25 protein-coding genes are annotated in these 24860 nt (G+C 63.2%); 10 read left to right on the forward strand and 15 right to left on the reverse strand.

The features are described from left to right. The 6 genes from CO655_RS04625 to hutI form a co-directional block, all read right to left on the reverse strand. Positions 1–630, reverse strand: a complete 630-nt coding sequence (locus CO655_RS04625) for a J domain-containing protein (RefSeq protein ID WP_097663956.1) — start codon at positions 628–630, stop codon at positions 1–3. Positions 631–804: 174 nt separating this feature from the next. Further along, positions 805–1380, reverse strand: a complete 576-nt coding sequence (locus tag CO655_RS04630; RefSeq protein WP_097663957.1) for a HutD family protein — start codon at positions 1378–1380, stop codon at positions 805–807. A gap of 5 nt (positions 1381–1385) precedes the next feature. Further along, positions 1386–3059: a urocanate hydratase gene (gene hutU / locus CO655_RS04635; RefSeq protein WP_040140912.1), complete on the reverse strand. Its 1674-nt coding sequence runs from the start codon at positions 3057–3059 to the stop codon at positions 1386–1388. A gap of 113 nt (positions 3060–3172) precedes the next feature. Further along, positions 3173–4000: an N-formylglutamate deformylase gene (gene hutG, locus CO655_RS04640; RefSeq protein ID WP_097606631.1), complete on the reverse strand. Its 828-nt coding sequence runs from the start codon at positions 3998–4000 to the stop codon at positions 3173–3175. A 156-nt stretch (positions 4001–4156) separates the two neighbouring features. Further along, positions 4157–5692, reverse strand: coding sequence for a histidine ammonia-lyase (gene hutH / locus CO655_RS04645; RefSeq protein ID WP_097606630.1), 1536 nt, complete (start codon positions 5690–5692; stop codon positions 4157–4159). Next, a complete protein-coding gene (gene hutI / locus CO655_RS04650) occupies positions 5689–6951 on the reverse strand; it encodes an imidazolonepropionase (RefSeq protein ID WP_097606629.1) in 1263 nt (420 codons plus the stop codon). The genes hutH (CO655_RS04645) and hutI overlap by 4 nt, the downstream gene beginning before the upstream one ends. Positions 6952–7073: 122 nt before the next feature. Between hutI and CO655_RS04655 the strand changes: the two genes are divergently transcribed. After that, positions 7074–8420, forward strand: coding sequence for a formimidoylglutamate deiminase (locus CO655_RS04655; protein WP_097606628.1), 1347 nt, complete (start codon positions 7074–7076; stop codon positions 8418–8420). 61 nt (positions 8421–8481) lie between these two features. Continuing rightward, entirely contained in the window at positions 8482–9204 is a 723-nt protein-coding gene (gene hutC, locus CO655_RS04660) for a histidine utilization repressor (RefSeq protein WP_097606627.1), read from the forward strand. A 31-nt stretch (positions 9205–9235) separates the two neighbouring features. Here the strand turns inward: hutC (CO655_RS04660) and hutC (CO655_RS04665) are convergent, their stop codons facing one another. Continuing rightward, a complete protein-coding gene (hutC, locus tag CO655_RS04665) occupies positions 9236–9991 on the reverse strand; it encodes a histidine utilization repressor (protein ID WP_010029431.1) in 756 nt (251 codons plus the stop codon). A 195-nt stretch (positions 9992–10186) separates the two neighbouring features. Between hutC (CO655_RS04665) and CO655_RS04670 the strand changes: the two genes are divergently transcribed. From CO655_RS04670 to hutH (CO655_RS04690), 5 genes are all read left to right on the forward strand, one after another. After that, the gene (locus CO655_RS04670; protein ID WP_097663958.1) at positions 10187–11029 is read left to right on the forward strand and encodes a transporter substrate-binding domain-containing protein; all 843 of its coding nucleotides are present in this window, start codon (positions 10187–10189) and stop codon (positions 11027–11029) included. A gap of 105 nt (positions 11030–11134) precedes the next feature. Then, on the forward strand, positions 11135–11860 hold the full coding sequence (locus CO655_RS04675; protein ID WP_097606624.1) for an ABC transporter permease subunit: 726 nt from the start codon (positions 11135–11137) through the stop codon (positions 11858–11860). A 10-nt stretch (positions 11861–11870) separates the two neighbouring features. Beyond that, positions 11871–12575, forward strand: coding sequence for an ABC transporter permease subunit (locus CO655_RS04680; protein ID WP_040111352.1), 705 nt, complete (start codon positions 11871–11873; stop codon positions 12573–12575). A gap of 25 nt (positions 12576–12600) precedes the next feature. Next, positions 12601–13377, forward strand: a complete 777-nt coding sequence (locus tag CO655_RS04685) for an ATP-binding cassette domain-containing protein (protein ID WP_040111353.1) — start codon at positions 12601–12603, stop codon at positions 13375–13377. Beyond that, the gene (gene hutH, locus CO655_RS04690) at positions 13374–14864 is read left to right on the forward strand and encodes a histidine ammonia-lyase (RefSeq protein WP_097663959.1); all 1491 of its coding nucleotides are present in this window, start codon (positions 13374–13376) and stop codon (positions 14862–14864) included. Before CO655_RS04685 ends, hutH (CO655_RS04690) begins: the two co-directional genes overlap by 4 nt. A 10-nt stretch (positions 14865–14874) precedes the next feature. On the opposite strand, the gene CO655_RS04695 is transcribed toward hutH (CO655_RS04690), so the two are convergent. Then, on the reverse strand, positions 14875–15420 hold the full coding sequence (locus tag CO655_RS04695) for a hypothetical protein (protein WP_097663960.1): 546 nt from the start codon (positions 15418–15420) through the stop codon (positions 14875–14877). Positions 15421–15579: 159 nt separating this feature from the next. On the opposite strand from CO655_RS04695, the gene CO655_RS04700 reads away from it, so the two are divergent. After that, positions 15580–16317: a phosphatase PAP2 family protein gene (locus tag CO655_RS04700; RefSeq protein ID WP_097663961.1), complete on the forward strand. Its 738-nt coding sequence runs from the start codon at positions 15580–15582 to the stop codon at positions 16315–16317. Between the two features lie 62 nt (positions 16318–16379). Here CO655_RS04700 and CO655_RS04705 read toward each other — a convergent pair whose 3' ends face one another. The 6 genes from CO655_RS04705 to CO655_RS04730 form a co-directional block, all read right to left on the reverse strand. After that, on the reverse strand, positions 16380–16718 hold the full coding sequence (locus CO655_RS04705) for a helix-turn-helix transcriptional regulator (protein ID WP_097606619.1): 339 nt from the start codon (positions 16716–16718) through the stop codon (positions 16380–16382). After that, positions 16715–17098, reverse strand: coding sequence for a type II toxin-antitoxin system RelE/ParE family toxin (locus CO655_RS04710; RefSeq protein WP_097606618.1), 384 nt, complete (start codon positions 17096–17098; stop codon positions 16715–16717). Before CO655_RS04710 ends, CO655_RS04705 begins: the two co-directional genes overlap by 4 nt. A gap of 165 nt (positions 17099–17263) precedes the next feature. Beyond that, positions 17264–19825 carry an FAD-dependent oxidoreductase gene (locus CO655_RS04715; protein WP_097663962.1) on the reverse strand — a complete coding sequence of 854 codons (2562 nt, stop codon included), beginning with the start codon at positions 19823–19825 and terminating at the stop codon, positions 17264–17266. 260 nt (positions 19826–20085) lie between these two features. Continuing rightward, positions 20086–20325, reverse strand: a complete 240-nt coding sequence (locus tag CO655_RS04720; protein WP_097663964.1) for a hypothetical protein — start codon at positions 20323–20325, stop codon at positions 20086–20088. An 11-nt stretch (positions 20326–20336) separates the two neighbouring features. Next, positions 20337–20597 carry a hypothetical protein gene (locus CO655_RS04725; protein WP_010032482.1) on the reverse strand — a complete coding sequence of 87 codons (261 nt, stop codon included), beginning with the start codon at positions 20595–20597 and terminating at the stop codon, positions 20337–20339. Continuing rightward, positions 20598–20915: a helix-turn-helix transcriptional regulator gene (locus CO655_RS04730; protein WP_097663965.1), complete on the reverse strand. Its 318-nt coding sequence runs from the start codon at positions 20913–20915 to the stop codon at positions 20598–20600. 195 nt (positions 20916–21110) lie between these two features. Between CO655_RS04730 and CO655_RS04735 the strand changes: the two genes are divergently transcribed. Continuing rightward, a complete protein-coding gene (locus tag CO655_RS04735; RefSeq protein ID WP_097663966.1) occupies positions 21111–22172 on the forward strand; it encodes a class I SAM-dependent methyltransferase in 1062 nt (353 codons plus the stop codon). 24 nt (positions 22173–22196) lie between these two features. Here the strand turns inward: CO655_RS04735 and CO655_RS04740 are convergent, their stop codons facing one another. Beyond that, entirely contained in the window at positions 22197–23039 is an 843-nt protein-coding gene (locus CO655_RS04740; RefSeq protein ID WP_097664077.1) for an AraC family transcriptional regulator, read from the reverse strand. A gap of 246 nt (positions 23040–23285) precedes the next feature. Between CO655_RS04740 and CO655_RS04745 the strand changes: the two genes are divergently transcribed. After that, positions 23286–24752, forward strand: coding sequence for an alpha-glucosidase/alpha-galactosidase (locus CO655_RS04745; RefSeq protein WP_097663967.1), 1467 nt, complete (start codon positions 23286–23288; stop codon positions 24750–24752). Positions 24753–24860: the final 108 nt, after the last annotated feature.

The following is a 24860-nucleotide window of genomic DNA, read 5'->3' on the forward strand; positions in this document are numbered from 1 at the left end:
TCAGCCGATGGAACGGTTTCTCGGTGCCTCGGCCCATTCGATGTTGGTGACCGTGGCCTCCGGCAGCGGCGTCGGGTCGATATCGTAGATATAGCCGCTCAGCATGTCGGCGGCGCGTTCCGTCGCCTTGATCTTCGCTTCGGTTTCGGCCACCGCCTTGGCGATCGCCTCGATGCGGGCGCGGAACATGTGCGCGAGCACATCGCGGCCCGACTCTTTGGCGAGCCGCTCCAGATGCAGCCCGATGCGCGAGGCATGGCGCTCCAGCTCGCTCTTGCTGAAGCGGGCTTTCCGCAGCTCCTCCGAAAGGCTGTCCTGCATGACGGCGACAGGGTCGAAACTTCCCGGCGCGCGCTCGTCGAGCACTGCATCGGTGACGAGCTTCTCGATCATGACAAGCGCCTGCAATTCGGCGGCGTCGGCGAATTCGACGTCGTAGCCGGTATCGTCGTAAACCTTGCGGCGGACCGGATCGAGGAGCAGCGCATAGGCCTTCTGCAGATTGTCGAAGGCTTGCGAATCGCCGCCCGAATCCGGGTGGGCGACCTTCGCGAGCTTGCGATAGGCTGCCTTCAATTGCGCTTCGTCCGCATCGCGTTCAACGCCGAGAATATCGTATGGATCCGTCACGCCTGCTCCCCTGCTGCCCTGGTCTCGCGGGCAGTCTAGGTCTTCTTCTGCATCAGAAAGGCGAAGTTTAGACCGAAAGCACGAATGACGTCCATGGCCCGACATCGAAATAGCCGATGCGAACGCCTGGACCATTCCGTGATTATCAAATCTTTCCAAGCCGTTGCGATAGGATCAGGCTGTAGCGATCGAGACGAGATAACATTTGGCTTCACCGTCGATTTCAAGCACGCTTTCCCCAGCATTCTCGATCAGCAGCGCATCGCCGGCCGCGAGCGCGCCGGTCTCGGCGCCCTGCCGGAACGACAGGGTGCCGCGGTGGCAGAGCAGCAGGCATGTCGGCGACGTCAGCGGCACGGTCTTGCCGCCAGCGATTTCGATGCGGACGAGCCTATGGGCAATCCCGTCGCGGCGGGTCATGACGTTGAGATCGGTGATCGCGCCATCCTGGAGCCTGGCCGTGACCGGGATATCCGCCGAGAAGGCCAGCGGGTCGCTCGCCACCGTCAGCAGCACCGGTGTGCCGCCTTCGATGTCGAGCACCATGCCGTTGCCGTCGAGGATCGCCAGGGTGCGGTCGATGCCGGGAAAGATCGAGAACGGCCCGTCGGCTGCGACGGTCGCCATGCTGACGCGCCAGTCGAAACCGGCAAGGCCGGCCTCTTCGGGCGAAACGGCGATCTCCACCGTTTCGCCGCCGCCGTTTTTCCACGGCATGCGCTTATGATCGCCGGCGCGCAGGATCCGCACGAGACTCAGTTCCCGAGAATGCCGGGCAGGCGCAGGCCCTTGTCCCTCGCGCAGTCGAGGGCGATGTCGTAGCCGGCATCGGCGTGGCGCATGACGCCGGTCGCCGGGTCGTTCCAGAGAACCCGCTCGAGACGCTTGGCCGCGTCATCCGTGCCATCGGCGCAGATGACGACGCCCGAATGCTGGGAGAAGCCCATGCCGACGCCGCCGCCGTGATGCAGCGATACCCAGGTGGCGCCCGACGCGGTGTTGAGCAGGGCGTTCAGCAGCGGCCAGTCGGAGACGGCGTCCGAGCCGTCCTTCATCGCCTCGGTTTCGCGGTTCGGCGAGGCGACCGAACCGGAGTCGAGATGATCGCGGCCGATGACGATCGGGGCCGAAAGCTCGCCATTCCTGACCATTTCATTGAAGGCCAGAGCCAGGCGGTGACGGTCGCCGAGGCCGACCCAGCAGATGCGCGCCGGCAGGCCCTGGAAGGCGATGCGCTCCCTGGCCATGTCGAGCCAGTTGTGCAGGTGCTTGTTGTCGGGCAGCAGTTCCTTCACCTTGGCGTCGGTCTTGTAGATATCCTCGGGATTGCCCGACAGGGCCGCCCAGCGGAAGGGACCGATGCCGCGGCAGAACAGCGGCCGGATATAGGCCGGCACGAAGCCCGGGAAGGCGAAGGCGTTTTCGAGGCCTTCGTCCTTGGCGACCTGGCGGATATTGTTGCCATAGTCGAGGGTCGGAATGCCGGCATCCCAGAAGGCGATCATCGCCTCGACATGCTCGCGCATCGAGGCGCGCGCCGCCTTTTCCACCGCCTTCGGATCGCTCTCGCGCTTGGCCTTCCATTCGGCCATCGTCCAGCCCTTCGGCAGGTAGCCGTTGATCGGGTCATGCGCCGAGGTCTGGTCGGTGACGATATCGGGGCGGATGCCGCGGCGGACCATTTCCGGCAGGATTTCGGCGGCATTGCCGAGCAGGCCGACGGATTTGGCTTCACCTGATTTGGTCCAGCGGTCGATCATCTCGAGCGCTTCGTCGAGTGTCTCGGCCTTGGCGTCGAGATAGCGGGTGCGCAGGCGGAAATCGATCGAGTCCGGATTGCATTCGACGGCGAGGCAGCAGGCGCCGGCCATGACGGCGGCGAGCGGCTGGGCGCCGCCCATGCCGCCGAGACCGCCGGTCAGGATCCATTTGCCCTTGAGATTGCCGCCATAATGCTGGCGGCCGGCCTCGACGAAGGTCTCGTAGGTGCCCTGCACGATGCCCTGCGTGCCGATATAGATCCACGAGCCGGCCGTCATCTGGCCGTACATGGCAAGGCCCTTCTTATCCAGCTCGTTGAAATGATCCCAGGTCGCCCAGTGCGGCACCAGGTTGGAATTGGCGATCAGTACCCGCGGCGCATCCTTGTGGGTGCGGAAGACGCCGACCGGCTTGCCGGATTGCACCAGCAGCGTTTCTTCTTCCGTCAGCGTCTTCAGCGTCGCGACGATGCGGTCGAAATCCTCCCAGGTGCGGGCGGCGCGGCCGATGCCGCCATAGACGACGAGTTCGTTCGGATTTTCCGCGACATCGGGATCGAGATTGTTCATCAGCATGCGCAGCGGCGCTTCGGTCATCCAGCTCTTGGCATTGAGCTCATTGCCGCGGGGTGCGCGGATTTCGCGGATGTTATGGCGTGGATTGCTCATGGCGGTTCCCCTGTCGAGTGATCGTTATCGTTTCAGGCCCAGAGCATGATGCCGAAAAGTGTCAGCGGTTTTCGGACAGCATCATGCTCTAACTATTTAATTTAGAACAGGATTCAGATTTTCGGCCGAACCGGCCTAAAATCATCCTGTTCTAGTGCGATCTGCTCGATGCGCACCAGAATGTCTTTGAGATGGCCGCGAAGCCGGTCCGCTCTAGCGGTGTCGTAGGCAAAGGGCGGCGCTTCCGTCTGCAGATGGGTCGATTGCGCGAGCTCCATCTGGATCGCATGCACGCCGGTTTCCGGCCGGCCGTAATGGCGGGTCGTCCAGCCGCCCTTGAAGCGGCCGTTGAGCACGCTGTCATAGCCTTCGGCGGCCTCGACGACGGTGAGGGTCGCCTGCTCGATGGCGCCGTCGCAGGTCTTGCCCATATCGGTGCCGATATTGAAATCCGGCAGCTTGCCTTCGAAGAGGAAGGGAATGTGCGAGCGGATCGAGTGGCAATCATAGAGGATGGCGACACCATGCATTGCTCTGACGCGCTCGATCTCGGCGGCAAGAGCGGCGTGATAGGGCGCATGAAAATCTCTGAGCCGCGCGGCGATATCGGCCTCGTCAGGCGCCTGCCCATCCTTCCAGATCGGCTTGCCGTCGAAGTCCGTTTCCGGAACGAGGCCGGTGGTGTTCTGGCCGGGATAGAGGCTGACACCCTGGGGATCGCGGTTGGCGTCGATCACATAACGGTGGAAGGTGGCGCGCACCGTCGTCGCGTCGGACAGCAGGCCGTCATAGAGCCGGTGGATGTGCCAGTCGGTATCGGCGAGGATCCGGCCATTGTCGTTGAGGCGATCGGCGATGTCAGGCGGCACGTCGGTGCCGGTATGGGGGAAGGCGAGGATGACGGGGGAGGTGCCCTGACGGATTTCGTATGGTGTGGTCATGGCAAAAACCCCTCCCCAACCCCTCCCCACAAGGGGGAGGGGCTAGAACTAGCCGCGTGCTCTGCGTTCAAAATTGAATGCAACGGGAGCCGCGAGGTTAGCCCCTCCCCCTTGTGGGGAGGGGTTGGGGAGGGGACTTTCTTGTTCACTATCATTTCAACCCTCCAAGACCGGCAGAATGCCATTCGAAACGGTGGCGTTCAGCGCCCCCGTCGCGACCAGCTCAGCTGCGGCGGCGAGATCGCCCGCCATGTAACGGTCGCTCTCGAGGCTCGGCACCTGGCTGCGGATCGCGGCGATTGCCTTCAAAAGCTCCGGGCTCGTCGAAAGCGGCGCGCGCAGTTCGACGCCTTGGGCTGCGGTCAGCGCCTCGATGCCGATGATGCCGAACAGGTTCTCGGTCATGCCGAGCAGACGGCGGGCGCCGTGGCAGGCCATCGAGACATGGTCTTCCTGGTTGGCCGAAGTCGGCGTCGAATCGACCGAGGCCGGGTGCGACATCTGCTTGTTCTCAGACATCAGCGCCGCCGAGGTGACCTCGGCGATCATCAGGCCGGAATTCAGGCCCGGCTTCTTGGCGAGGAAGGCCGGCAGGCCGTAGGAGAGCACCGGGTCGACCAGCAGCGCGATGCGGCGCTGCGAGATCGCGCCGATCTCGCAGACGGCAAGGGCGATCTGGTCGGCGGCGAAGGCGACCGGTTCGGCGTGGAAGTTGCCACCTGACACAACCGAATTGTCCGACAGAACCAACGGATTGTCGGTCACCGCATTGGCCTCGATTTCCAGCGTGCGGGCGACCGAGCGCAAGAGATCGAGGCAGGCGCCGTCGACCTGCGGCTGGCAGCGGATGCAGTAAGGATCCTGCACACGCTCGTCGCCCTCGATATGGCTCTGGCGGATGACGGAGTTTTCGAGCAGGCCGCGCAGCGCGGCTGCGGTATCGATCTGGCCCTTATGGCCGCGCAACGTGTGAATATCCGGATGGAACGGCGCCGAAGAGCCCATGGCGGCATCGGTCGACATGGCGCCGGTGATCAGTGCCGATTGCGCGGCGCGATGGGCGCGGAAGAGGCCGGCGAGCGCCAGCGCCGTCGAGGTCTGCGTGCCGTTGATCAGCGCCAGGCCTTCCTTGGCGGCAAGCACGATAGGTTTCAGTCCGGCCCTTTCGAGCGCTGTGGCGCCGGGCAGGCGTTCGCCGGCGAAGAAGGCTTCGGCCTCGCCCATCATCACGGCCGCCATATGGGCGAGCGGCGCGAGATCACCGGAGGCGCCGACCGAGCCCTTTTCCGGGATCAGCGGAATGACGCCCTTATCCAGCATGGCTTCGATCAGCCGCACCAGTTCCAGCCGCACGCCGGAGGCGCCGCGGCCGAGCGAAACCAGCTTCAGCGCCATGATCAGCCGGACGATATTTTCCGGCAGCGGCGCGCCGATGCCGCAGCAATGCGACAGGATGAGATTGCGCTGCAGCGTGGCGACGTCGGCGCTGTCGATCTTGATCGAGGCGAGTTTGCCGAAGCCGGTATTGATGCCGTAAACCGGCGCATTGCCGGCGGCGATCTCGGCGATGCGGCCGGCGGCCTTGGCGATGCCGGCATCGAAGGCGGGATCGAGCCTTGCCGGCGCGCCGGTCCAATAGATGGTCTCGAGATCGCTGAGCGAGACGGAGCCCGGGTGGAGCGTGATGGTCATCGACCGTTCCTTTCGCCTTTGAAGACGCGTGTATGAAGCGGATTGAAGCCGATGCGGTAGACGAGCTCGGCGAGGCTTTCGACATTCCAGACTGCAAGATCGGCCGACTTGCCGGCTTCGAGCGTTCCCGTTTCCGTCAGCAGGCCGAGCGCGCGCGCGCCTTCACGGGTGGCGCCGGCGATGCACTCCTCGACGGTGAGGCCGAACAGCGTCGCCGACATGTTCATCGTCAGCAGCATCGAAGTGAGCGGCGAGGTGCCGGGATTGCAATCGGTGGCGATCGCGATCGGTACGCCGGCCCGGCGCAGCGCCTCCACCGGCGGTTTCTGCTTTTCGTGTATGGCGTAGAAGGCGCCGGGCAGCAGCACGGCGACGGTGCCGGCAGCGGCCATTGCGGCAACGCCGTCCTCGTCGAGATATTCGAGGTGATCGGCCGAAAGCGCGCCATAGGCGGCCGCCAGCTTGGCGCCGCCGAGATTGGAGAGCTGTTCGGCATGCAGCTTGACCGGCAGGCCGAGTGTCTTGGCCTTGTCGAACACGCGGGCGATCTCGGCTGTCGAAAAGGCGATGCCCTCGCAGAAGCCGTCGACGGCATCGGCAAGGCCGAGATTGTACATGTCGTCGAGGCCGGGCAGCACGACATCGTCGAGATAGTCGCCGTTGCGGCCCTTATATTCCACCGGCGTCGCATGGGCGCCGAGATAGCTGGTGGCGACGCGCACCGGCCTGACATGGCCGAGCAGGCGGGCGCTCTGCAGCATCTTCACTTCGCCGCTCCGGTTGAGGCCATAGCCGGATTTGATCTCGATCGTCGTCACGCCTTCGGCAAGCAGCGTATCGAGCCGCGGCAGCGCCGTGGCGACAAGTTCTTCGACCGACAGCGCATTGGTCGCCTGAACCGAGGAGACGATGCCGCCGCTGGCCCGCGCGATCTCCTCATAGGTCGCGCCTTCAAGCCGCATCTCGAACTCGCGGGCGCGATTGCCGCCGTGAACGATATGGGTGTGGCAGTCGACGAGGCCGGGTGTCATCCAGCGGCCTTCGAGATCGACGATTTCGGAGCGCTCGATGGCTGATGCCGGCAGTTCGCTTTCGGCGCCGGCAAAGGCGATGCGGCCATTTTCGGTGAGCACGGCACCCTTTTCGACGATGCCGAGCCCCGGACTATCAGGCGCGAGCGTCGCCAGCCGTGCGTTGCGCCACAGCACCGGCCTGACGTCGGCGGATGGGGTTCCTTCAGAAAAATTGTTCCCAGTCATCAGCTTTGCGCCTTTCCTTATGCCGAAACATGTATATACATAATAAGCAGGTGACAAGAGAAATTTTGCGCGCTCTTCTGGAAAAGAAAGATCGGCGGCGCGGCAGAAGTGGAGAAAAGGCCATGACCACAGTTCACGCAGGCACGGCGCTGACGCCGCAAGGCTGGCAGAAGGACGTGCGGCTGACGCTGGAAGGCGGGCGCATCGCCCGGGTCGAGGCCGGCGTTGCCGCCGCGCCCGGCGATGAGCGCCATGCTCTGATCGTTCCGGCCATGGGCAATCTGCACAGCCATGCCTTCCAAAGGGCGATGGCCGGTCTTGCCGAAGTGCGCGGTCCGGCCAACGACAGCTTTTGGAGCTGGCGCACCGTCATGTACAAATTCGCGCTGGCGATGACGCCGGAGCATGTCGAGGCGGTTGCGGCCAAGCTTTATGCGGAGATGCTGGAGGCAGGCTTTTCCCGCGTCGGCGAGTTCCATTATCTCCATCACGACAGGGATGGCGCGGCCTATGCCAATATCGCCGAGCTTGCCGAACGTATCGGGGCGGCGAGCCAGGAGACCGGCATCGGTCTGACGCTTCTACCGGTTTTCTATGCCCATTCCGGCTTCGGCGGCGCTCAGCCGATCGACGGCCAGCGGCGCTTCATCAACTCGCTCGAAAGCTTCGAAAGGCTGATGGAGGGATGCCGTGGCGTGACCGGCCGGCTCGACGGCGCCGAGCTCGGGCTTGCGCCGCACAGCCTGCGCGCCGCAACGCCAGAGGAATTGGCGATGCTCGTGCCGATGGCGGGCGACGGCCCGATCCATATCCATGTCGCCGAGCAGGTGAAGGAGGTCGAGGACTGCGTCGCCTGGTCGGGAGCGCGGCCCGTGCAATGGCTGCTGGATCATATGCCTGTGGATGAGCGCTGGTGCCTGATCCATGCGACGCATATGACCGAGGACGAGACACGGCGGATGGCGAAAAGCGGCGCGATTGCCGGTCTCTGCCCGATCACCGAAGCCAATCTCGGCGACGGCGCCTTTGCCGCGCCGCTTTTCCTCGAAGAGGGCGGGCGCTACGGCATCGGCTCGGATTCCAACGTGCGGATCTCGCTGCCGGAGGAGCTGCGCCAGCTCGAATATTCGCAGCGTCTGGCGCTTCGCGCCCGCAACGTCATTGCCGCACCCGGCGGTTCGACGGCGCTTGCGCTGTTCAGCCAGGCGCTCGCCGGCGGCGGCGCGGCGCTCAAAGCCCCGGCCGGTCTCGCCGAGGGCCATCACGCCGATCTCGTTTCGCTCGATACGTCGGCCGTTCCCTATCTCTCCGGCGACCAGATTCTCGATCACTGGCTGTTTGCCGGCGGCGTTTCCGTCGATTGCGTCTGGGCGCGCGGCCGCAAGCAGGTGGAAGGCGGGCGTCATTTCAAGCGCGACGCCATCGACCGGCGTTTCCTCGCCGCGATGGGCGAATTGCTGGCCGGCTGAAAAAGCGCTTTTCATGAGCGGGGCATTCGGACTAGATCGGGAAACCAATCGGAACGTGGCGATGAATCAAAGCAGGGACCCCACCTTGCATCAGCGCATCCTGAGCGACATCGAGGGCCGTATCGTCTCGGGCGAATGGCCGCCGGGTCATCGCATTCCCTTCGAGGTCGATCTCGCCACCCAGTATGACGTCTCGCGGATGACGGTGAACAAGGTGCTGACCCAGCTCGCCAAGGCCGGCCTGATCGAGCGCCGCAAAAAATCCGGCAGCTTCGTCACCCAGCCGCAGGCGCAATCGGCGGTTCTCGAAATCCACGACATCAAGGCCGAGGTGCAGTCGCTGAACCTGCCCTATTCCTATGCGGTTGCGAAGAAGGCGAGCCGCAAGGCCAAGGCGGAAGACAGTCGCCGGCTGGAACTGCCTGTGGCGTCCTCGGTCGTCGAGGTGGTCTGCATCCACAATGCCGGCGCACGGCCCTTCTGCCTGGAGGAGCGGCTGATCAGCCTTGCGACCGTGCCGGAGGCCGCCGATGCCGATTTCCTGACGGTGGCGCCGGGGCCGTGGCTGCTCAACCAGGTGCCGTGGAGCGCCGCCGAGCACCGGATTCACGCCGTTTCCGCCAATGCCGAGGTGGCCGCCGCCCTCGACATCCCCCGCAACGCCGCCTGCCTGGTGGTCGAGCGCCGCACCTGGAGCGGCGCCGGCCCGGTGACCCATGTGCGCTTCACCTATCCCGGCGATCGTCACGCGCTGGTGGCAAGGTTCACGCCAGCGTCACAATAAGCAAGGTTCCATATACAAGATAGCGGGTGTCTTAGTCTTCGAACATCTTGCCGCTGCGCGCTTCGAGCCGGTAGCGATAGCCGGGATAGACGAGGCGGGCGGTCGAAACCACCTGTTTGGCCGACCATGTGCGCCGGCGGATCGTCAGGCAGGGCTCGCTCTTCAGGATGGTCAAAAGCTTGCATTCCCAGGCCTGCGGCATCGCCGCCTCGACGACGTGCTCGGAGCCGCTGAGCGGGGCGGCGGCCGTCAGATAGGCGTTCGGCGTCAGCGTCGTGAAATCCTGCTCGAGATATTCGGGCGCGGCTTCCGGATGGACGAACCGGTCCTCGATCTGCACCGGAACGCCGTTTTCGCTATGGACGATCAGCGAGTGAAAAACGGCGGCGCCGATTGCCAGTTCCAAGGCGTCGGCAATCTCGGGAGAGGCGGTTTCCCGGGCGAGAATGACGACGGAAGCCTCGTGGAGATGGCCGCGTTCGGCGATTTCCTCGGCGATGTTGCGCACCTCGAACAGCGCCGAATAGCCCTTGCGCTCGGCGACGAAGGAGCCGACGCCCTGGATGCGGACGAGCTCGCCCTCATTGGCGAGTTCGCGCAGCGCCCGGTTGGCTGTCATCTTGCTGACGCCGAGCTCGACGACCAGCTCGTTTTCCGACGGCACGCGGTATTTCGGCGGCCATTCGCCGCTGTGGATGCGATCGAGGATCACCTGCTTGACGCCGGCATAGAGCGGCGTGCTGTCATTTCCCGCCAGGTCGCGCTTCATCTCGCCGGACCCCTTCATTGCCTATTCCTTATGCACGGATTCAATTTGCCACATAATCGACTTTCCACTTGCATATCACAAAATATCTCATATGGTACCATATACAACCTCCCAATCGGTCCTTGAGACGAAAATAGGACGGAAAGGGCAAGCCGGCGAAGATCGGCGGAAGACGCCGCAAGGTCTGTTTCAACTCCAGAGGAGAATTCATCAATGAAATTCAGCGCAATCCTGTTTTGCGGCGTCGCCGCTCTTTCCACCTTTGCCGCTCCCGCCTTTGCCAAGGACTGGACGAAGGCGACCATCACGCTTGAAGGCGCGTATGCGCCGTGGAACCTCACCAATGCCGACGGCACGCTCGGCGGTTTCGAGCCGGAGCTTGCCAAGGTGCTTTGCGAACGCGCCAAGATCGAATGCACGCTGGTCGCCTCCGACTGGGACGGCATGATCCCGGCGCTGAATGCCGGCAAGTTCGACGTCATCATGGATGCGCTGTCGATCACCGAGGAGCGCAAGCAGATCATCGATTTCACCGTTCCCTATGCCGCGACGCCCGCCGCCTTCGCCACCGCCAAGGACGGCCCGCTGGCAAAAGCCGCCGGCACCGGCGCCACGATCAAGATGACACCCGGCCAGACCGGCGTGAAGGAGATCGACGCTCTGAAGGAACTCTTCAAGGGCAAGACGATCGGCATTCAGGCGGCGACCGTCTACGCCAAATTCGTCTATGACAATTTCGGCGACATTGCCGAGATCCGCGAATACAAGACCGGCGCCGACCGCGACCTCGACCTGCAGAACGGCCGCATCGACCTCGGCTTCGATGACGCCGTCTATTTCGCCAATGCCTTCCAGGCCGCCAACGGCGCGCTCGACTTCACCGGTCCCGAGATCGCCGGTCCGATCTGGGGCGAGGGTGAAGGCCTCGGACTGCGCAAGGCCGATACGGACCTGCGTGACAAGCTCAACGTGGCGATCAAGTCGGCGCTTGCCGACGGCACGGTCAAGAACCTCTCGATGAAGTGGTTCAAGATGGACGTCAGCCCGCAGCAGTAAGCGTTTCGGCCCTTCGGCCGCAGACACGGGTCTCCGGCTTTATCGCCGGGGACTGCGTGTTATTGTCAATCCACAAAACACTGCCGCGGACGGGGAACGGACGATATGGCAAGTTTGGAACTGCTTGGCTTTGGCTCGACGGGATGGGGCGCGCTGCTTATTTTCGCCGCCTTGATGACGCTGGCCGTCACCGCGACGGCGCTTGCGATCGGCGCGGTGCTGGGCGCGATCGTGGCGGGTGCGAAGCTCTCCGGCAATCCCTTCTTCGTGGCGCTCGGCAATGTCTATACGACCGTGTTTCGCGGCGTGCCGGAACTGCTGATCATCTATCTCATCTATTTCGGCGGCTCCTCGGCCGTCACCTCGATCGGCAAGGCGATGGGCTATGAGGGTTTTCTCGGCCTGCCCTCCTTTGCCGCCGGCGCGCTTGCCGTCGGCATCATCTCCGGCGCCTATCAGGCGGAGGTGTTCCGCGGCGCTTTCCTCGCCATTTCCAAGGGCGAGCTCGAAGCCGCTTCGGCGATCGGCATGCATCGCGGCATGCGCTTCCGCCGCATCATCATCCCGCAGGTGCTTCGCTTCGCGATTCCCGGCCTCGGCAATGTCTGGCAGCTCAGCCTCAAGGATTCGGCGTTGATCTCGGTCACCGGTCTTGCCGAGCTGATGCGCACCAGCCAGGTGGCGGCGGGTTCGACCCGGCAATATTTTCTGTTCTTCATCGCCGGTGGCTGCCTCTACCTGATCCTGACCAGCCTTTCCGACCGCATCTTCAACGGTGCGGAGCGCCGCGCCAATCGCAGCATGCCGGCCTCCGCCATGGGCCAGGCATAAGGAGGCGATGATGGATTTCACCTTTCTCGCCTCGACCATGGTGACGCTGCTGAAGGCCGTGCCGACGACGCTGATCCTGTTTTCACTGTCGATCTTCTTCGGCGGCCTGCTGGCGCTGGTCATCGTCACGATGCGGGTCAGCGGCAACCGCTATCTGTCGGGTTTCGCCAAGGGCTATATCTTCGTCTTCCGCGGCTCGCCGCTGTTGATCCAGATGTTCCTGGTGTTCTACGGCCTCGGCCAGTTCGGCGTCATCCGCTATTCCTTCCTCTGGCCCTTCCTGCGCGAGCCGATGGTCTGCGCCGTGCTGTCGCTGGCGCTCTGCACGGCAGGCTACACGGCGGAAATTTTTCGCGGCGGCATTCGCGCCGTTTCGCCGAAGGAGATCGAGGCGGCGCGCTCGATCGGCATGTCCGGCTTCCTGATGGTGCGCCGCATCCTGGCGCCGATCGCCTTCCGCCACGCGCTGCCGGCCTATTCTACCGAGATCGTGCTGATGATGAAATCGACGGCGCTCGCCAGCCTCGTCACCGTCTGGGAGGTCACCGGTGTGGCCCAGCGGCTGATCTCGCAGACCTACCGGACGATGGAAGTCTTCCTCTGTGCCGCGATCATCTATCTCGTTTTGAACTTCATCATCCTGCAGGGCATGGCCCTGCTCGAATATTCGCTGTCCCGACACCGCCGCGCGGCTCCGCAGCCGCTGAAGGCGTAAGCGATTTGACCTGATTGGAGCAACCATGCCAGGCGTAACCCGACTTTCGGTCCGCAATATCCGCAAGAGCTTCGGCACGCACGAGGTGCTGCGCGGCATTTCCCTCGATGCCGAGGACGGCGATGTGATTTCGCTGCTCGGCGCCTCCGGCTCCGGCAAATCGACCTTTCTGCGCTGTATCAACCTGCTCGAAACCGCGAGTGACGGTGAGATCTGGGTCGATGGCGAGCACATCGAGATGGTTCACAAGAACGGTAAGACAAGGCCGGCGAGCCAGAAGCAGGTCGATCATATCCGCTCCGAACTCGGCATGGTGTTCCAGTCCTTCAATCTCTGGTCCCATATGACCATCTTGCAGAACGTCATCGAAGGGCCGATCCATGTGCTGAAGCGGCCGCGCGCCGACTGCATCGCCGAGGCCGAAGCGCTGCTCGAAAAGGTTGGCATCGCTGATAAACGCCATGCCTATCCCGCCCATCTCTCCGGCGGCCAGCAGCAGCGCGCCGCAATCGCCCGCGCTTTGGCGATGAAACCGAAGGTGATGCTTTTCGACGAGCCGACCTCGGCGCTCGATCCGGAACTTGTCGGCGAAGTGCTGCGGGTCATGCGCGCGCTTGCCGAGGAAGGCATGACCATGCTCGTCGTCACCCATGAGATGAGCTTTGCCCGCAACGTCTCGAACCGTGTCGTCTTCATGCGCGAGGGGCTGATCGAAAGCAGCGGCAAGCCGGATGAAATGTTCACAACAGGCGCCACACCCGCCTTCCGCCAGTTCATCGGCCATTTCGGAACAGGCCAATGACCGTCACCATCGATAGAGTGCTGACCTGGCGCGATGTCGCGCGCGTCGGGGCAGGGGAAGCGCTTGCATTGTCGCCGGCCGCCTGGGCGCGGGTCGAGCAGGCAAGCCGCATCGTCGAGCGTATCGTCGAGACCGGCGTGCGCGCCTACGGCGTCAACACCGGCGTCGGGGCGCTCGCCGATACGGTCGTCGACCGGGCCTCGCAGAGCCTGCTGTCGCGCAGCATCGTGCTCAGCCATGCCTGCGGCGTCGGGCCGCTGCTGGCCGGACGCGACGTGCGCGCCATCATCGCCGTCCAGATCGCCAATTTCGCCCATGGCCATTCCGGCGTGCGGCGCGAGATCGTCGAGCATCTCGCAGCCCTGCTGGAGCATGACTGCATTCCCGACGTGCCGTCGAAAGGCTCGGCCGGCTACCTCACCCACAATGCTCATACCGCGCTCGTCCTGATCGGCGAAGGCAGCGCCACTGTAGCCGGCCGGCGCATGAGTGGCCGTGAGGCGCTGGCGGCGATCGGCCTTCAGCCGTTGGTGCTCGGCGCCAAGGAGGGCTTGAGCCTTGTCAACGGTACGGCCTGCGCCACCGGGCTCACCGCCGCAGCACTTTTGCGCGCCGAACGGCTGCTCGACTGGGCCGATGCCATCGCGGCACTGACGCTGGAAGCGGCAGGCTGCCAGATCGCCGCCTTCGACGAGGCGGTGCTGGCACTGCGCCCGTCGGCCGGGATCGCGAAAGTCGGCGCCACCTTGCGCGCACGGCTTGAGGGCAGCGGCCTCGTCGCCGCCGCCTTCGGCCGGCGCACCCAGGATGCGCTGAGCCTGCGCTCGGTGCCGCATGCCCATGGCGCCGCCCGCGATGTTTTCGACAATTCAGCCCGTATCGCCGATCAGGAGCTTGCCTCGGTGACCGATAATCCCGCCGTCTCGGGCACGCCCGAAAATCCGATCGTCTCCTCAGAGGCGCATGCCGTGGCGCCGGCGCTCGGGCAGGCGGCCGACAGTCTCGCCATCGCGCTGGCGCAGATCGGCGCGATCAGCGAAAGGCGCATGGACCGGCTGGTCAATCCGCTGGTCAGCGGCCTGCCGCCGTTTCTGGCGAGCGATGCCGGCAGCCATTCCGGCTTCATGATCGCCCAATATACCGCAGCAGCCCTCAGCAACGACAACCGCCGCCTTGCCGCGCCCGCGGCCCTGGACGGCGGCCTGACCTCCGGCCTGCAGGAGGATTTCCTCGCCCATCCGACAGCCGCCGCCGGCAAGCTGCACGCCGTCATCGACAATGCCGAATATATCCTGGCGATCGAACTGATGGCGGCTGCCCAGGCGCATGATTTCCTGGCGGCGACGGCGCCGCGGGCGCCGGGCACGGATCTCGTCTACCAGGCGGTGCGGCAGTCCATCTCGCATTATGGCGACGAGCGGCCGCAGAACGGTGATATCGAGGCCGTGCGCAGCCTGATCCGCGAGACCGCGCCGCCGGTTATCTAGGCGAGAGCTGTCAGAAAGGTTTACTTGTCGCCGAATCCTGCTTGGCCGGTTCGCTGGCCTCGAGGCGCTTGAGGCACTGGGCGAAAGTGGGATAGAGCTGATCCACCCGCGAGAGCGGCAGCGTCCAGTCGCCTTCGTCGCCGGCAAAGGTCAGCCGCACATCAGGGGTTCCGGCAAAGGAATTCTTGATGATCTTTTTCAAGCCGGCGCTTCCCTTGCTGCCCATCGGCCAGAGGCGAAGCGTGGTCTTGTCGAAGAATTCGGCGGCGACCACTTTCGTCACGTCGCGATCGGTCAGCGTCACCTCGGTCTTGGTGCCGGCCGGAATATCCCAGGTGTTTTTCGTCACCAGCCAGAAGGTCTCGGTGGCGCTCTGGCGGAATTCCATGGTTTTGCCGATCTCGCTGTTCCACAGCAGCCGGCAATAAGGATGCGGGCTTTCATTGGCAAAGCCGACCGACCATTGTCTCGCGCCGCCCATCCATTCGGTCTCTGCGAAGGCGGAGACCGGCGGCAGGGCGGCTGCCATCAGAACCATCGCGGTCAGAATTTTCATCGCCGAAACCTCTCCAGGACAACCGGCTCCAGCCATAGCAAAAGAAGGTTGAGCTTTTGCTACCGGGATGCCTGTAAATGCTGCAAGGTCTTGAATTTGCGGCTCGCCTTGCCGATCTGGCGGGTATCGGCGTGATCAGAAGGGAGTTCGACGGCAGGTATGAGTGAGGTTCAACGACGCGGATTTTTGGCGAGACTCAGCGCATATGAGCCGCTGACATTGATCACCATGGCATCCATCGCCGGCGGGCTGTTCCTGCTGCAGCGGCTGACGAGCGAGGTTCTCGAGGGCGAGACATTCCGCTTCGACGAGGCGATCCTGCTGGCGCTGCGACGGGCGGACGATCTGGCCGTGCCGATCGGCCCCGGCTGGCTGACGCATGCCTTCGACGATATTACCAGCCTCGGCGGCGTCACCGTTCTCTCGCTGCTGACGGTTCTCATCACCGTCTATCTCTTGCTCGATCGGCGCTGGCCGATCGCGCTCTTCATCTTTTCCTCGGTGTTGACAGGATGGCTGGCGAGCACGACGCTGAAGATCCTCATTGCGCGACCGCGCCCCGATATCGTGCCGCATCTCGTCGAAGTCAGCGACCTCAGCTTTCCCTCCGGTCACGCCATGGTCTCGGCGGTGACCTATCTGACGCTCGGCGCGCTGGTCGCACGCACGCAACGTTACCGCTCGACGCGGATTTTCGTGATGGCGGCAGGCGTTTTCCTCGCCGTCATCATCGGTTTGAGCCGGATCTATCTCGGCGTCCACTATCCCACCGACGTCTTCGCCGGATGGTGTGCGGGCGCGCTCTGGGCGCTCGGCTGCTGGCTGATCTCGAAACGCTTCGTTCCGAGCCGAGCCCCCGATGATGCCGCTGAAGCCGGAAATGGCGACAGGCGGTAGCGCCTCTACATTCGACGCCGCCTGCCAACGAATAATGAGTATCTCGGCCGGGGCCGTTCTCGTTAAGCCGTGACGGCATTGAAGGTTATGTTGCCGGCTTCTCCGGCCTTGGCATGAGGCCTTACGACAATTTCAACGTCCTGGTTGAAAGCTGTCAGGAAGCTCATGAGCCGTTCAACGGAGTATTCCCGGAAATGCCCCCGGAAGAGGCGGGACACTTCCGGCTGAGTGATGCCCATAATGGTTCCGGCCTTGGCCTGGTTGAGTTTGCGCTCGTTGACGAGGCGGTGCAGGGCCGCCACAATCTGCGCTTTCAAGAAGTGGTTTTCGGCGTCCGGTAGCCCCAGCTCCGCAAAGATGTTGGGGTGGCCGGCATGAACCTCGACATGTTCGGTTTTCATCGCTTGCGCTCCTCATTTTGTTTGGCTGCATAATGGGCTTCCGCGTCGCGGAACCGGTGCTTGATCAGCTCGATATCGCTCTGAGGGGTTTTGATGCCGCGCTTGGACTTCTTCTTGAAGCAGTGCAGCACATAAACGGCCGTTTCAAAACGAACCGTATAAACGGCGCGGTAGGTATCGCTGTCGTGGTCTTCGACCAGCTCCACTATACCATTGCCGAGTCCCTTGAGCATCTTTGCCGATGGAGGGTGTTGCCCCGTCTGTGCCAGAAACAGCTCAAAGCCAAAAGCTTCCTGCACTTTGGGCGGAAACTCCGCATAGTCTTTGCGGCTCGACGCTATCCAAAGGAGCGGCCGGGTAGGGCGGGGTAGATTTTCCATCTGATGCAATTATGAGTAAAGACTCATAATGTGTCAAGCCGCATTCGCTGGCAGGACATTAAGTGTGGGAGCTTTCTCGCCTCTTCGATACCGCTTTCATCTGAGGAAAAAGCGGGTCAATGTTTGTGGCGCCCCATCCCTGCGGCGCCACAAGTGCTTGAGCGCTTAGGTGCGCGGCTTCAGGTTTTCCGGGTCATAGATCGGCTTGTAGCCGACGCCGACGACTTCCACCGGATAGGTCTCGGCAAAGTATTCGACATTCAGCTTGCGTCCGACCTGGCAATGCGACCAGGGCAGGTAGGCGAGCGCAATGTTCTTGCCGACCGTCGGGCCGTAGGCGATCGAGGTCGTGTAGGAGCGGCGGCCGAGCTCGTCGACCAGGACCTCGCCGGTGGCGGGATCGACGACCGGCAGGTTGCCGAGCGGATAACGCTTGACGCCCGACTTGTCGGTATTCTCGGTCATCACGAGCGTGCAGAGCATGGCCGGCTGGTGCTCGCGCGCCTTGTATTCCAGATGTTTTGCCTTGCCGCGGAAATCGGCTTCCTTGACCTTCGGACGGGCGAGATCGGCTTCGATCAGGTTGTACTGGGTCAGCAGGTCGGCGTTCTGCAGGCGCAGGCTCTTTTCCATGCGGCGCGAGTTTGCATAGGTTTCCACACCGAAGGCCATCACGCCGGTCGAGCGCAGCGCATCCCAGACGGCGAGGCCGTCTTCGTACTTCATGTGCAGTTCCCAGCCCTGCTCGCCGACATAGGAGATGCGGAAGGCGGTGACCGTTTTGCCGGCGATTTCGATCGGCTTGATCGCCGCAAAGGCGAAGTTTTCCTGATCGAGCCCGGCCGGATCGGCCACGACCTTCTTCAGCGTGTCGCGCGCATTCGGTCCCCAGATGCCGACCGTCACGAATTTCTCCGAAACGTCGGTGATGGTCACGTCGAGGCCGCGGTCCTGGGCGACGCGCTTCATATAGTGCAGGTCGCGCGGGCCGGCATCGGCGCCGTTGACGAGGCGGCAGCGGTCGGCCATGCGGAAGACGGTGAAGTCGGCGCGCACCATGCCTTCGTCGTCGAGGAAGTGGGTGTAGACGCCCTTGCCGATGTTGGCGTCGCCGCCGACCTTGGCGGCGCACAGCCATTCCATCAGCTCGACATGGTCAGGTCCCTCGATATCGACCATGTGGAAATGGCTGAGATTGACGATGCCGCAATCCTCGCTCATCGCCAGATGCTCGGCATTCGACACACGCCAGAAATGCCGGCTGTCCCATTCGTTCTCGCGAACCGGCACGCGGTCGGCGTATTTCTCCAGAAGGTGCTCGTTGGCGGCGTAGCCGTGCGCACGCTCCCAGCCGCCGAGCTCCATGAAGTAACCGCCCAGCTCCCTTTCGCGCTCGTAGAAGGGCGAGCGCTTGGCGTTGCGGCCGGACAGATAGGGTTCGCGGGTGTGGACGGCGGGGAAATAGATCTTCTGGGCGGCTTCGTAGCAGCGGCCTTCGATGAACTCTTCGGTCAGCTGATGCGGATAGAAGCGGGCGTAATCGATGCTGTTGTGATCGATTTCGGTGCGGCCGTCGGTCATCCAGTCGGCGATCAGCTTGCCGTAGCCCGGGCCGTCCTTGACCCAGATGGCAACGCAATACCAGAGACCGCGCACCTTCTGGCTCTCGCCGCAGGATGCGCCGCCGGCGGCGGAAACCTGCAGCAGGCCGTTGAAGGAGTGACCTTCGTTATAGCCGAGTTCGCCGAGGATCGGCGTCAGTTCCATGGCGCGCTCGAGCGGCTCGAGGATCTGTTCCATCTCGAGATCGCGCTGCGAGGGCGAAAGGCGGGCTTCGTGTTTTTCGAGAAGCTCGCGCGGATGGCACATGCGCGGATTGTTGGCTTCGTAATAGCCCCACTCGATCTGGCCGCCCTCGGTCGTCGCCGGGTCGCCGGTATCGCGCATATAGGCGGAGTTGCCCTGGTCGCGCAGCAGCGGGAAGCCGATTTCCTTGCCGGTGCCTTCGAACTCGTTATAGGGGCCGAAGAAGGTGAGCGGGTGATCGACCGGCATGACCGGCAGGTCTTCGCCGACCATCTCGGCGATCAGGCGTCCCCAGAGGCCGGCGCAGACGATGACGTGGTCGGCCATGATCGTGCCGCGATGGGTGACGACGCCCTTGATGCGGCCGCCTTCGACGATCAGCGATTTGGCCGGCGTGTTGCCGAACACCTGCAGCTTGCCGGCCTTTTCGGCGGCATCGACCAGCTTGCCGGCGACGGTCTGCGAGCGCGGGATGACGAGGCCGGCATCCGGATCGAACAGGCCGCCCATCACCTGATCTTCCTCGATCAGCGGAAACTTTTCCTTGATCTCGGAAGGGCTGACATAATGGGCGCGGGTGCCGAACGCGCGGGCCGAGGACAGCTTGCGCTTGATTTCCTCCATCCAGGCGTCGTCGCCGGTGCGCGCCACTTCGAGGCCGCCGATGCGGGCGTAGTGGCCCATCTTCTCGTAGAAATCGATCGAATATTGTGTGGTCCAGACCGAGAGATAGTCGTGGCTGGTGGTGTAACAGAAGTCCGAGGCGTGGGCCGTCGAGCCGATATCGGTCGGTATGCCCGACTTGTCGATGCCGACGATATCGTCCCATCCGCGCTCGACGAGATGATGCGCGATGGAGGCGCCGACGATGCCGCCGAGCCCGATGATGACGACCTTTGCCTTTTCCGGAAATGCTGCCACGTGCTGTTCCTTCTACTTATGGCACGAATTAAAATAACCTAGCCGCGCTTGGTTTGCGCTTCACGCATGAGATCCAGGAGCCATGTCAGCCGCGTAAGCGTGTCACGTTTACCGAAGCTGCAAAACCCCCAGGCCTCTTCGCATGGAAGCTGAGATGAGGGCATTATGCCTAAGGCTCATGATCGTCATTGGTCCTACGCCGCCGAGTAACGGCGCAATTGCGCTAGTCCGGATCGCCGCTGAAGCAAAGCGCTACCTCGTCACAGCGCTGAAATCGCCTTGAGCCGGTCGATATCGACGAGCACGATATCTTCCGACACAGGCTCGCGATTGTGCAGGCGGAACCATTCGGCCGCTTCGCGCACCCGGTCGCCATGCGGCGATGGATAGGCGCCCAGTCCGAGCACCCATTCGCGCACGGTTTCGCGCTCCATCCGCCCGGCGCGGTATCGGTCGCAGACGGTTTTCGCCGAAGCGACGAGATCATTGATGCTTTTCACGGGGCTGTCCCTCAATGCACGGAAGGCTCTTCGTCTTCGAGAAGGGATCGGATGCCGTCGCGCGCCACCACCGCGAGGAATTCGTCGAAAGCCTCCCGGTCGGTCGCAAAGGGCTCGTCCCAGCGGATCAGGTCCTCCGACTGGGTGACGACTTCCATCGTCCAGTCCTCGTTGCTGCCGGCGGTTCGAAAAATATCGACGAGCACGGTGATGCCGTCGTCGGTGAATTCTCCGGCCAGTTCGGAGTGCTCAAACTTCTGCTTCTTCGTCATTCAGCCGCCAGCGCCGGGAGGGGCGTCGTTTTTGAGATATTCTTCATATTGGACCGTCTCGGTCTCGTTCGTGTCTATAGAAGCCGAGGCCGGTTTTGCCAAGCGAACGCCGGCGCCGCCGCCATTCTCCGCGATGAAAAGCACGCCGGCGTCTTCCAGGGCGCGCTTGATATGCCGCAGCGTTGGCGCGTCGGGGGAAAGTTTTCCGGCCTCGAAAGCGGCAATCGTCGCCTTGGTGATCTCGGAGGCTGCCGACAGATCCCGCTTGGACCAGGCGATGAGAGCACGCGCGGCACGGCACTGGGCTGGAGACAGCATGAATATCCACCTGGCATTGAACTCTGATCTGGCTCTGGGGCAGCCCTATGAAGATGTGAGCGCGTCCGAAGAAAGCAAGCCGATGAAATTCCTGCGACTTCGATATCTAGCCTCATTGGGCGATAGGGAGGGTTGATTGACTGCATATCATTAAAGCCTAATTTAGGGCTCCTTTGTCACGCCCGGGAGGTAACGATGCGTGAGCCAGATATGCAGAAACTCGATGCGCTTGTCGGTCGCCTCGTCGGCGATGTCGGCGCTGCCATGTCGGGTGCCTTGGTCGTGCTTGGCGACAAGGTGGGGCTCTACAAGGCGATGGCCGACGGGAAGCCGGTGAGCGTTGAAGAGCTTGCCGCCAAAACCGGGATCAAGGAGCGCTATGTCAGGGAATGGCTGAGCGCCCAGGCTGCTGCGGATTATATCGTTTACGATGAGAAGACCGATCGTTTCAGCCTGACGGCAGAACAGGCGATGGTCTTTGCCGAGGAAAACAGCCCGGCCTTCTTCGTCGGCGCCTTCGAGGTGGTGCAATCCATGTGGATGGACGAGCCGAAGATCGCCGAAGCCTTCCGCACCGGCAAGGGTCTCGGCTGGCATGAACACAGCACCTGCCTCTTCCGCGGCACCGAGCGCTTCTTCCGCCCGGGCTACAACAGCCATCTCGTCAACGAATGGATTCCGGCGCTCGCCGGCATGGACGAAAAACTCAAGGCCGGCGCCAATGTCGCCGATGTCGGCTGCGGTCACGGCGCCTCGACCATCCTGATGGCGCAGGCCTATCCCGCCTCGCATTTTACCGGCTTCGACTATCACGGCCCGTCGATCGAAAGAGCGAAGGCCGCCGCCAAGGAAGCCGGCGTCGCCGATCGCGTCACCTTCGAGCAGGGCAAGGCGGCGGAATTTCCGGGGCGCGACTATGATATGGTCGCGATGTTCGACTGCCTGCACGACATGGGCGATCCGGTCGGCGCCGGCCGGCACGTCAAGGAGACGCTGGCGCCGAACGGCACCTGGCTGATCGTCGAGCCCTTTGCCCATGATCATCTCAAGGACAACCTCAATCCGGTCGGGCGTGTCTATTACGGCGCCTCGACGATGATCTGCACGCCGGCATCGCTCTCCCAGGAGGTGGGGCTTGGGCTTGGCGCCCAGGCGGGGGAAATGAAGCTGCGCAAGGTGGCGCTCGACGCCGGCTTCAAGCATTTCCGCCGGGCGACCGAAACGCCGTTCAACATGGTGTTCGAAGTCCGCGCCTGAGAGCCGGCTGCGCGGCGGCCGGCGTTATTTCGGCCGGCCGATGCTGGCATACATGCCGGTCGTGCGGAATTCGGTGGGGTTGGTGCCGTAGACGCGGCGGAAGACCTTCGAAAAATAATTGGCGTCCTCGAAGCCGCACATGATGGCGACCTCCTTGACCGGCAGGAAGTCCGCCTTGGTCAACAGCTTGACGGCGCGCTGCAGCCGCTGCTGCAGCACGAATTCGGCCGGCGGCACGCCTTCGCTTTCGGCGAAGCTGCGGGAGAAATGGGCGCGGCTGAGGCCGACGATGGCGGCGAGTTCATTGACCGGCAGCGGCTTGTCGAGATTGGCGTTGATATGGTCGATCACCGGCTGCATCAGGCTGAGCTCGGCGGCAAAGGCCGGTGAGTTGAAGACGTCGTCATAGAGCGCCATCGCCGCTTCATAGGCGATCGCCGAGGCCGCACCCGGTGAGGTCGCGCCCTTGACGAGGCGCAGGCTGCAATCGGCGAGATGATCGATGGTCGAAGGCTGCAGCTTCAAGACCGGGCCGGCGGTGGACAGCACCAGCTGGTGGATGCGCAGGGTTTCCTCGCCATTCATCGAGATCCAGAAATACTCCCAGCGCTCGCCCTTCTCCAGCCAGTAGCGATGATTGTGCGGGACGAGCACCAAGAGCGTGTCGCCGCCCTGGAGGCGATAGTTGCGGTTCTGGTAGCGCAGCCGGCCGCTGCCGCTGATCGTGTGCTGCAGCACGGTGAACGGGGTTTGTCCACGTTTTCGGCCGTCCCAGTCATAGGTCTCGTTCTCCCGCACTTCATAGCCGGCACTGGTCGGCATGGCGTGCAGGCGCTGGCGGCCGCGGGGCAGCGAAACCGTCCTCATCGACTGTCCGTTGGCGATCAAATCCTGCAGCACAAAATTACCCCTGAAAGCATAATCCTTCTCTGGTCGGCCCGCCGGATTCGGGCATAATCCCGCTCGACAATAAGAGGAGACGACGGCCGATAAAAGCGGCCGGGAGGAAAACAGGCAGATTTTACGGCTTTTTCAACCACATGCGCCGGCATGCGGCCTGATCCTCCATAACCGGTCTTTTCTCTAGCATTCCATTGGGTCGAGGTGAAGATCATGAGTTTCAAAATCGCTATCATCGGTGCGGGCAGCGTCGGTTTCACCAAGAAGCTGTTCACCGACATATTGTGCGTGCCGGAGTTCCGCGACGTCGAATTCGCGCTGACCGATCTCAGCGAACACAATCTCGAAATGATCAAGGCGATCCTCGACCGGATCGTCGAGTCGAACGGGCTGCCGACCAAGGTGACGGCGACGACCGACCGGCGCCAGGCGCTGGCAGGCGCGCGTTACATCATCAGCTGTGTCAGGGTCGGCGGGCTCGAGGCTTATGCCGACGACATCAGAATTCCGCTGAAATACGGCATCGACCAATGCGTCGGCGATACGATCTGCGCCGGCGGCATTCTCTACGGCCAGCGCAACATCCCCGTCATCCTCGACTTCTGCAAGGATATAAGGGAGGTCGCCGAGCCGGGCGCGAAATTCCTCAACTATGCCAATCCGATGGCGATGAACACCTGGGCGGCGATCGAATACGGCAAGGTCGATACCGTCGGCCTCTGCCACGGCGTCCAGCACGGCGCCGAACAGATCGCCGAGGTGCTCGGCGCCAAATCGCTTGGTGAGCTCGACTATGTCTGCTCCGGCATCAACCACCAGACCTGGTTCATCGACCTGCGCCTCAACGGCCGCAAGATCGGCAAGGATGAGCTGGTGGCGGCCTTCGAGGCGCATCCCGTCTATTCGCAGCAGGAGAAATTGCGCATCGACGTGCTGAAGCGTTTCGGCGTCTATTCGACCGAGAGCAACGGCCACCTTTCGGAATACCTGCCCTGGTACCGCAAGCGGCCGGAGGAAATTACCCGCTGGATCGACATGTCCGACTGGATCCACGGCGAGACCGGCGGTTACCTCCGCTATTCCACCGAAACCCGCAACTGGTTCGAGACGGAATTCCCGCAATTCCTGGAATCCGCCGGCAAGCCGATCGATCCGGCCAAGCGTTCGAACGAACATGCCAGCCATATTCTCGAGGCGCTGGAGACCAACCGGGTCTATCGCGGCCATTTCAACGTCAAGAACAACGGCGTCATCACCAACCTGCCGGCCGATGCGATCATCGAATCGCCCGGCTTCGTCGATCGCTTCGGCATCAACATGGTCTCCGGCGTCACCTTGCCGGAAGCCTGTGCGGCCACCTGCATTTCCTCGATCAACGTCCAGCGCATGTCGGTGCATGCGGCGATCTCGGGCGACATCGACCTTCTGAAGCTCGCCGTGCTGCACGATCCGCTGGTCGGCGCCGTCTCGACGCCCGAGGAGGTCTGGCAGATGGTCGACGAGATGGTCGTTGCCCAGGCGCGCTGGCTGCCGCAATATGCCGATGCCGTGCCGGCCGCCAAGGAGCGGCTGTCGAAATCGAAGGTGCAGACCCGCGACTGGGCCGGGGCCGCACGCCGCAGCGTCCGCTCGATCGAAGAGCTGCGCGCGGAAAAGGCGGCGCTGAAACAGGCCGGCTGATTTTCGTGAAGGATGGGTCGTCATGGGTTTCCGGGAGGGAAATCCATGACATCGACCCGCTTTCACGCCGTTCGAGGAGAAAGGAGCCCGGTGACGCCCGCGCTCCGG

The sequence above is a fragment of the Rhizobium sp. M1 genome, from assembly GCF_002531805.1.
In the GTDB taxonomy this organism is placed as follows: Bacteria; Pseudomonadota; Alphaproteobacteria; order Rhizobiales; family Rhizobiaceae; genus Rhizobium; species Rhizobium etli_C.

Excerpts from the sequence above, each read along its gene's own strand:
- hutU (WP_040140912.1), bottom strand. The coding sequence starts at position 3,059 with ATGAGCAATCCACGCCATAACATCCGCGAAATCCGCGCACCCCGCGGC.
- hutG (WP_097606631.1), bottom strand. The coding sequence starts at position 4,000 with ATGACCACACCATACGAAATCCGTCAGGGCACCTCCCCCGTCATCCTC.
- hutH (WP_097606630.1), bottom strand. The coding sequence starts at position 5,692 with ATGACCATCACGCTCCACCCGGGCTCCGTCTCGCTCAGCGATCTCGAG.
- hutI (WP_097606629.1), bottom strand. The coding sequence starts at position 6,951 with ATGACTGGGAACAATTTTTCTGAAGGAACCCCATCCGCCGACGTCAGG.
- CO655_RS04655 (WP_097606628.1), top strand. The coding sequence starts at position 7,074 with ATGACCACAGTTCACGCAGGCACGGCGCTGACGCCGCAAGGCTGGCAG.
- hutC (WP_097606627.1), top strand. The coding sequence starts at position 8,482 with ATGAATCAAAGCAGGGACCCCACCTTGCATCAGCGCATCCTGAGCGAC.
- hutC (WP_010029431.1), bottom strand. The coding sequence starts at position 9,991 with ATGAAGGGGTCCGGCGAGATGAAGCGCGACCTGGCGGGAAATGACAGC.
- CO655_RS04670 (WP_097663958.1), top strand. The coding sequence starts at position 10,187 with ATGAAATTCAGCGCAATCCTGTTTTGCGGCGTCGCCGCTCTTTCCACC.
- CO655_RS04675 (WP_097606624.1), top strand. The coding sequence starts at position 11,135 with ATGGCAAGTTTGGAACTGCTTGGCTTTGGCTCGACGGGATGGGGCGCG.
- CO655_RS04680 (WP_040111352.1), top strand. The coding sequence starts at position 11,871 with ATGGATTTCACCTTTCTCGCCTCGACCATGGTGACGCTGCTGAAGGCC.
- CO655_RS04685 (WP_040111353.1), top strand. The coding sequence starts at position 12,601 with ATGCCAGGCGTAACCCGACTTTCGGTCCGCAATATCCGCAAGAGCTTC.
- hutH (WP_097663959.1), top strand. The coding sequence starts at position 13,374 with ATGACCGTCACCATCGATAGAGTGCTGACCTGGCGCGATGTCGCGCGC.
- CO655_RS04695 (WP_097663960.1), bottom strand. The coding sequence starts at position 15,420 with ATGAAAATTCTGACCGCGATGGTTCTGATGGCAGCCGCCCTGCCGCCG.
- CO655_RS04700 (WP_097663961.1), top strand. The coding sequence starts at position 15,580 with ATGAGTGAGGTTCAACGACGCGGATTTTTGGCGAGACTCAGCGCATAT.
- CO655_RS04705 (WP_097606619.1), bottom strand. The coding sequence starts at position 16,718 with ATGAAAACCGAACATGTCGAGGTTCATGCCGGCCACCCCAACATCTTT.
- CO655_RS04710 (WP_097606618.1), bottom strand. The coding sequence starts at position 17,098 with ATGGAAAATCTACCCCGCCCTACCCGGCCGCTCCTTTGGATAGCGTCG.
- CO655_RS04725 (WP_010032482.1), bottom strand. The coding sequence starts at position 20,597 with ATGACGAAGAAGCAGAAGTTTGAGCACTCCGAACTGGCCGGAGAATTC.
- CO655_RS04730 (WP_097663965.1), bottom strand. The coding sequence starts at position 20,915 with ATGCTGTCTCCAGCCCAGTGCCGTGCCGCGCGTGCTCTCATCGCCTGG.
- CO655_RS04735 (WP_097663966.1), top strand. The coding sequence starts at position 21,111 with ATGCGTGAGCCAGATATGCAGAAACTCGATGCGCTTGTCGGTCGCCTC.
- CO655_RS04740 (WP_097664077.1), bottom strand. The coding sequence starts at position 23,039 with ATGAGGACGGTTTCGCTGCCCCGCGGCCGCCAGCGCCTGCACGCCATG.
- CO655_RS04745 (WP_097663967.1), top strand. The coding sequence starts at position 23,286 with ATGAGTTTCAAAATCGCTATCATCGGTGCGGGCAGCGTCGGTTTCACC.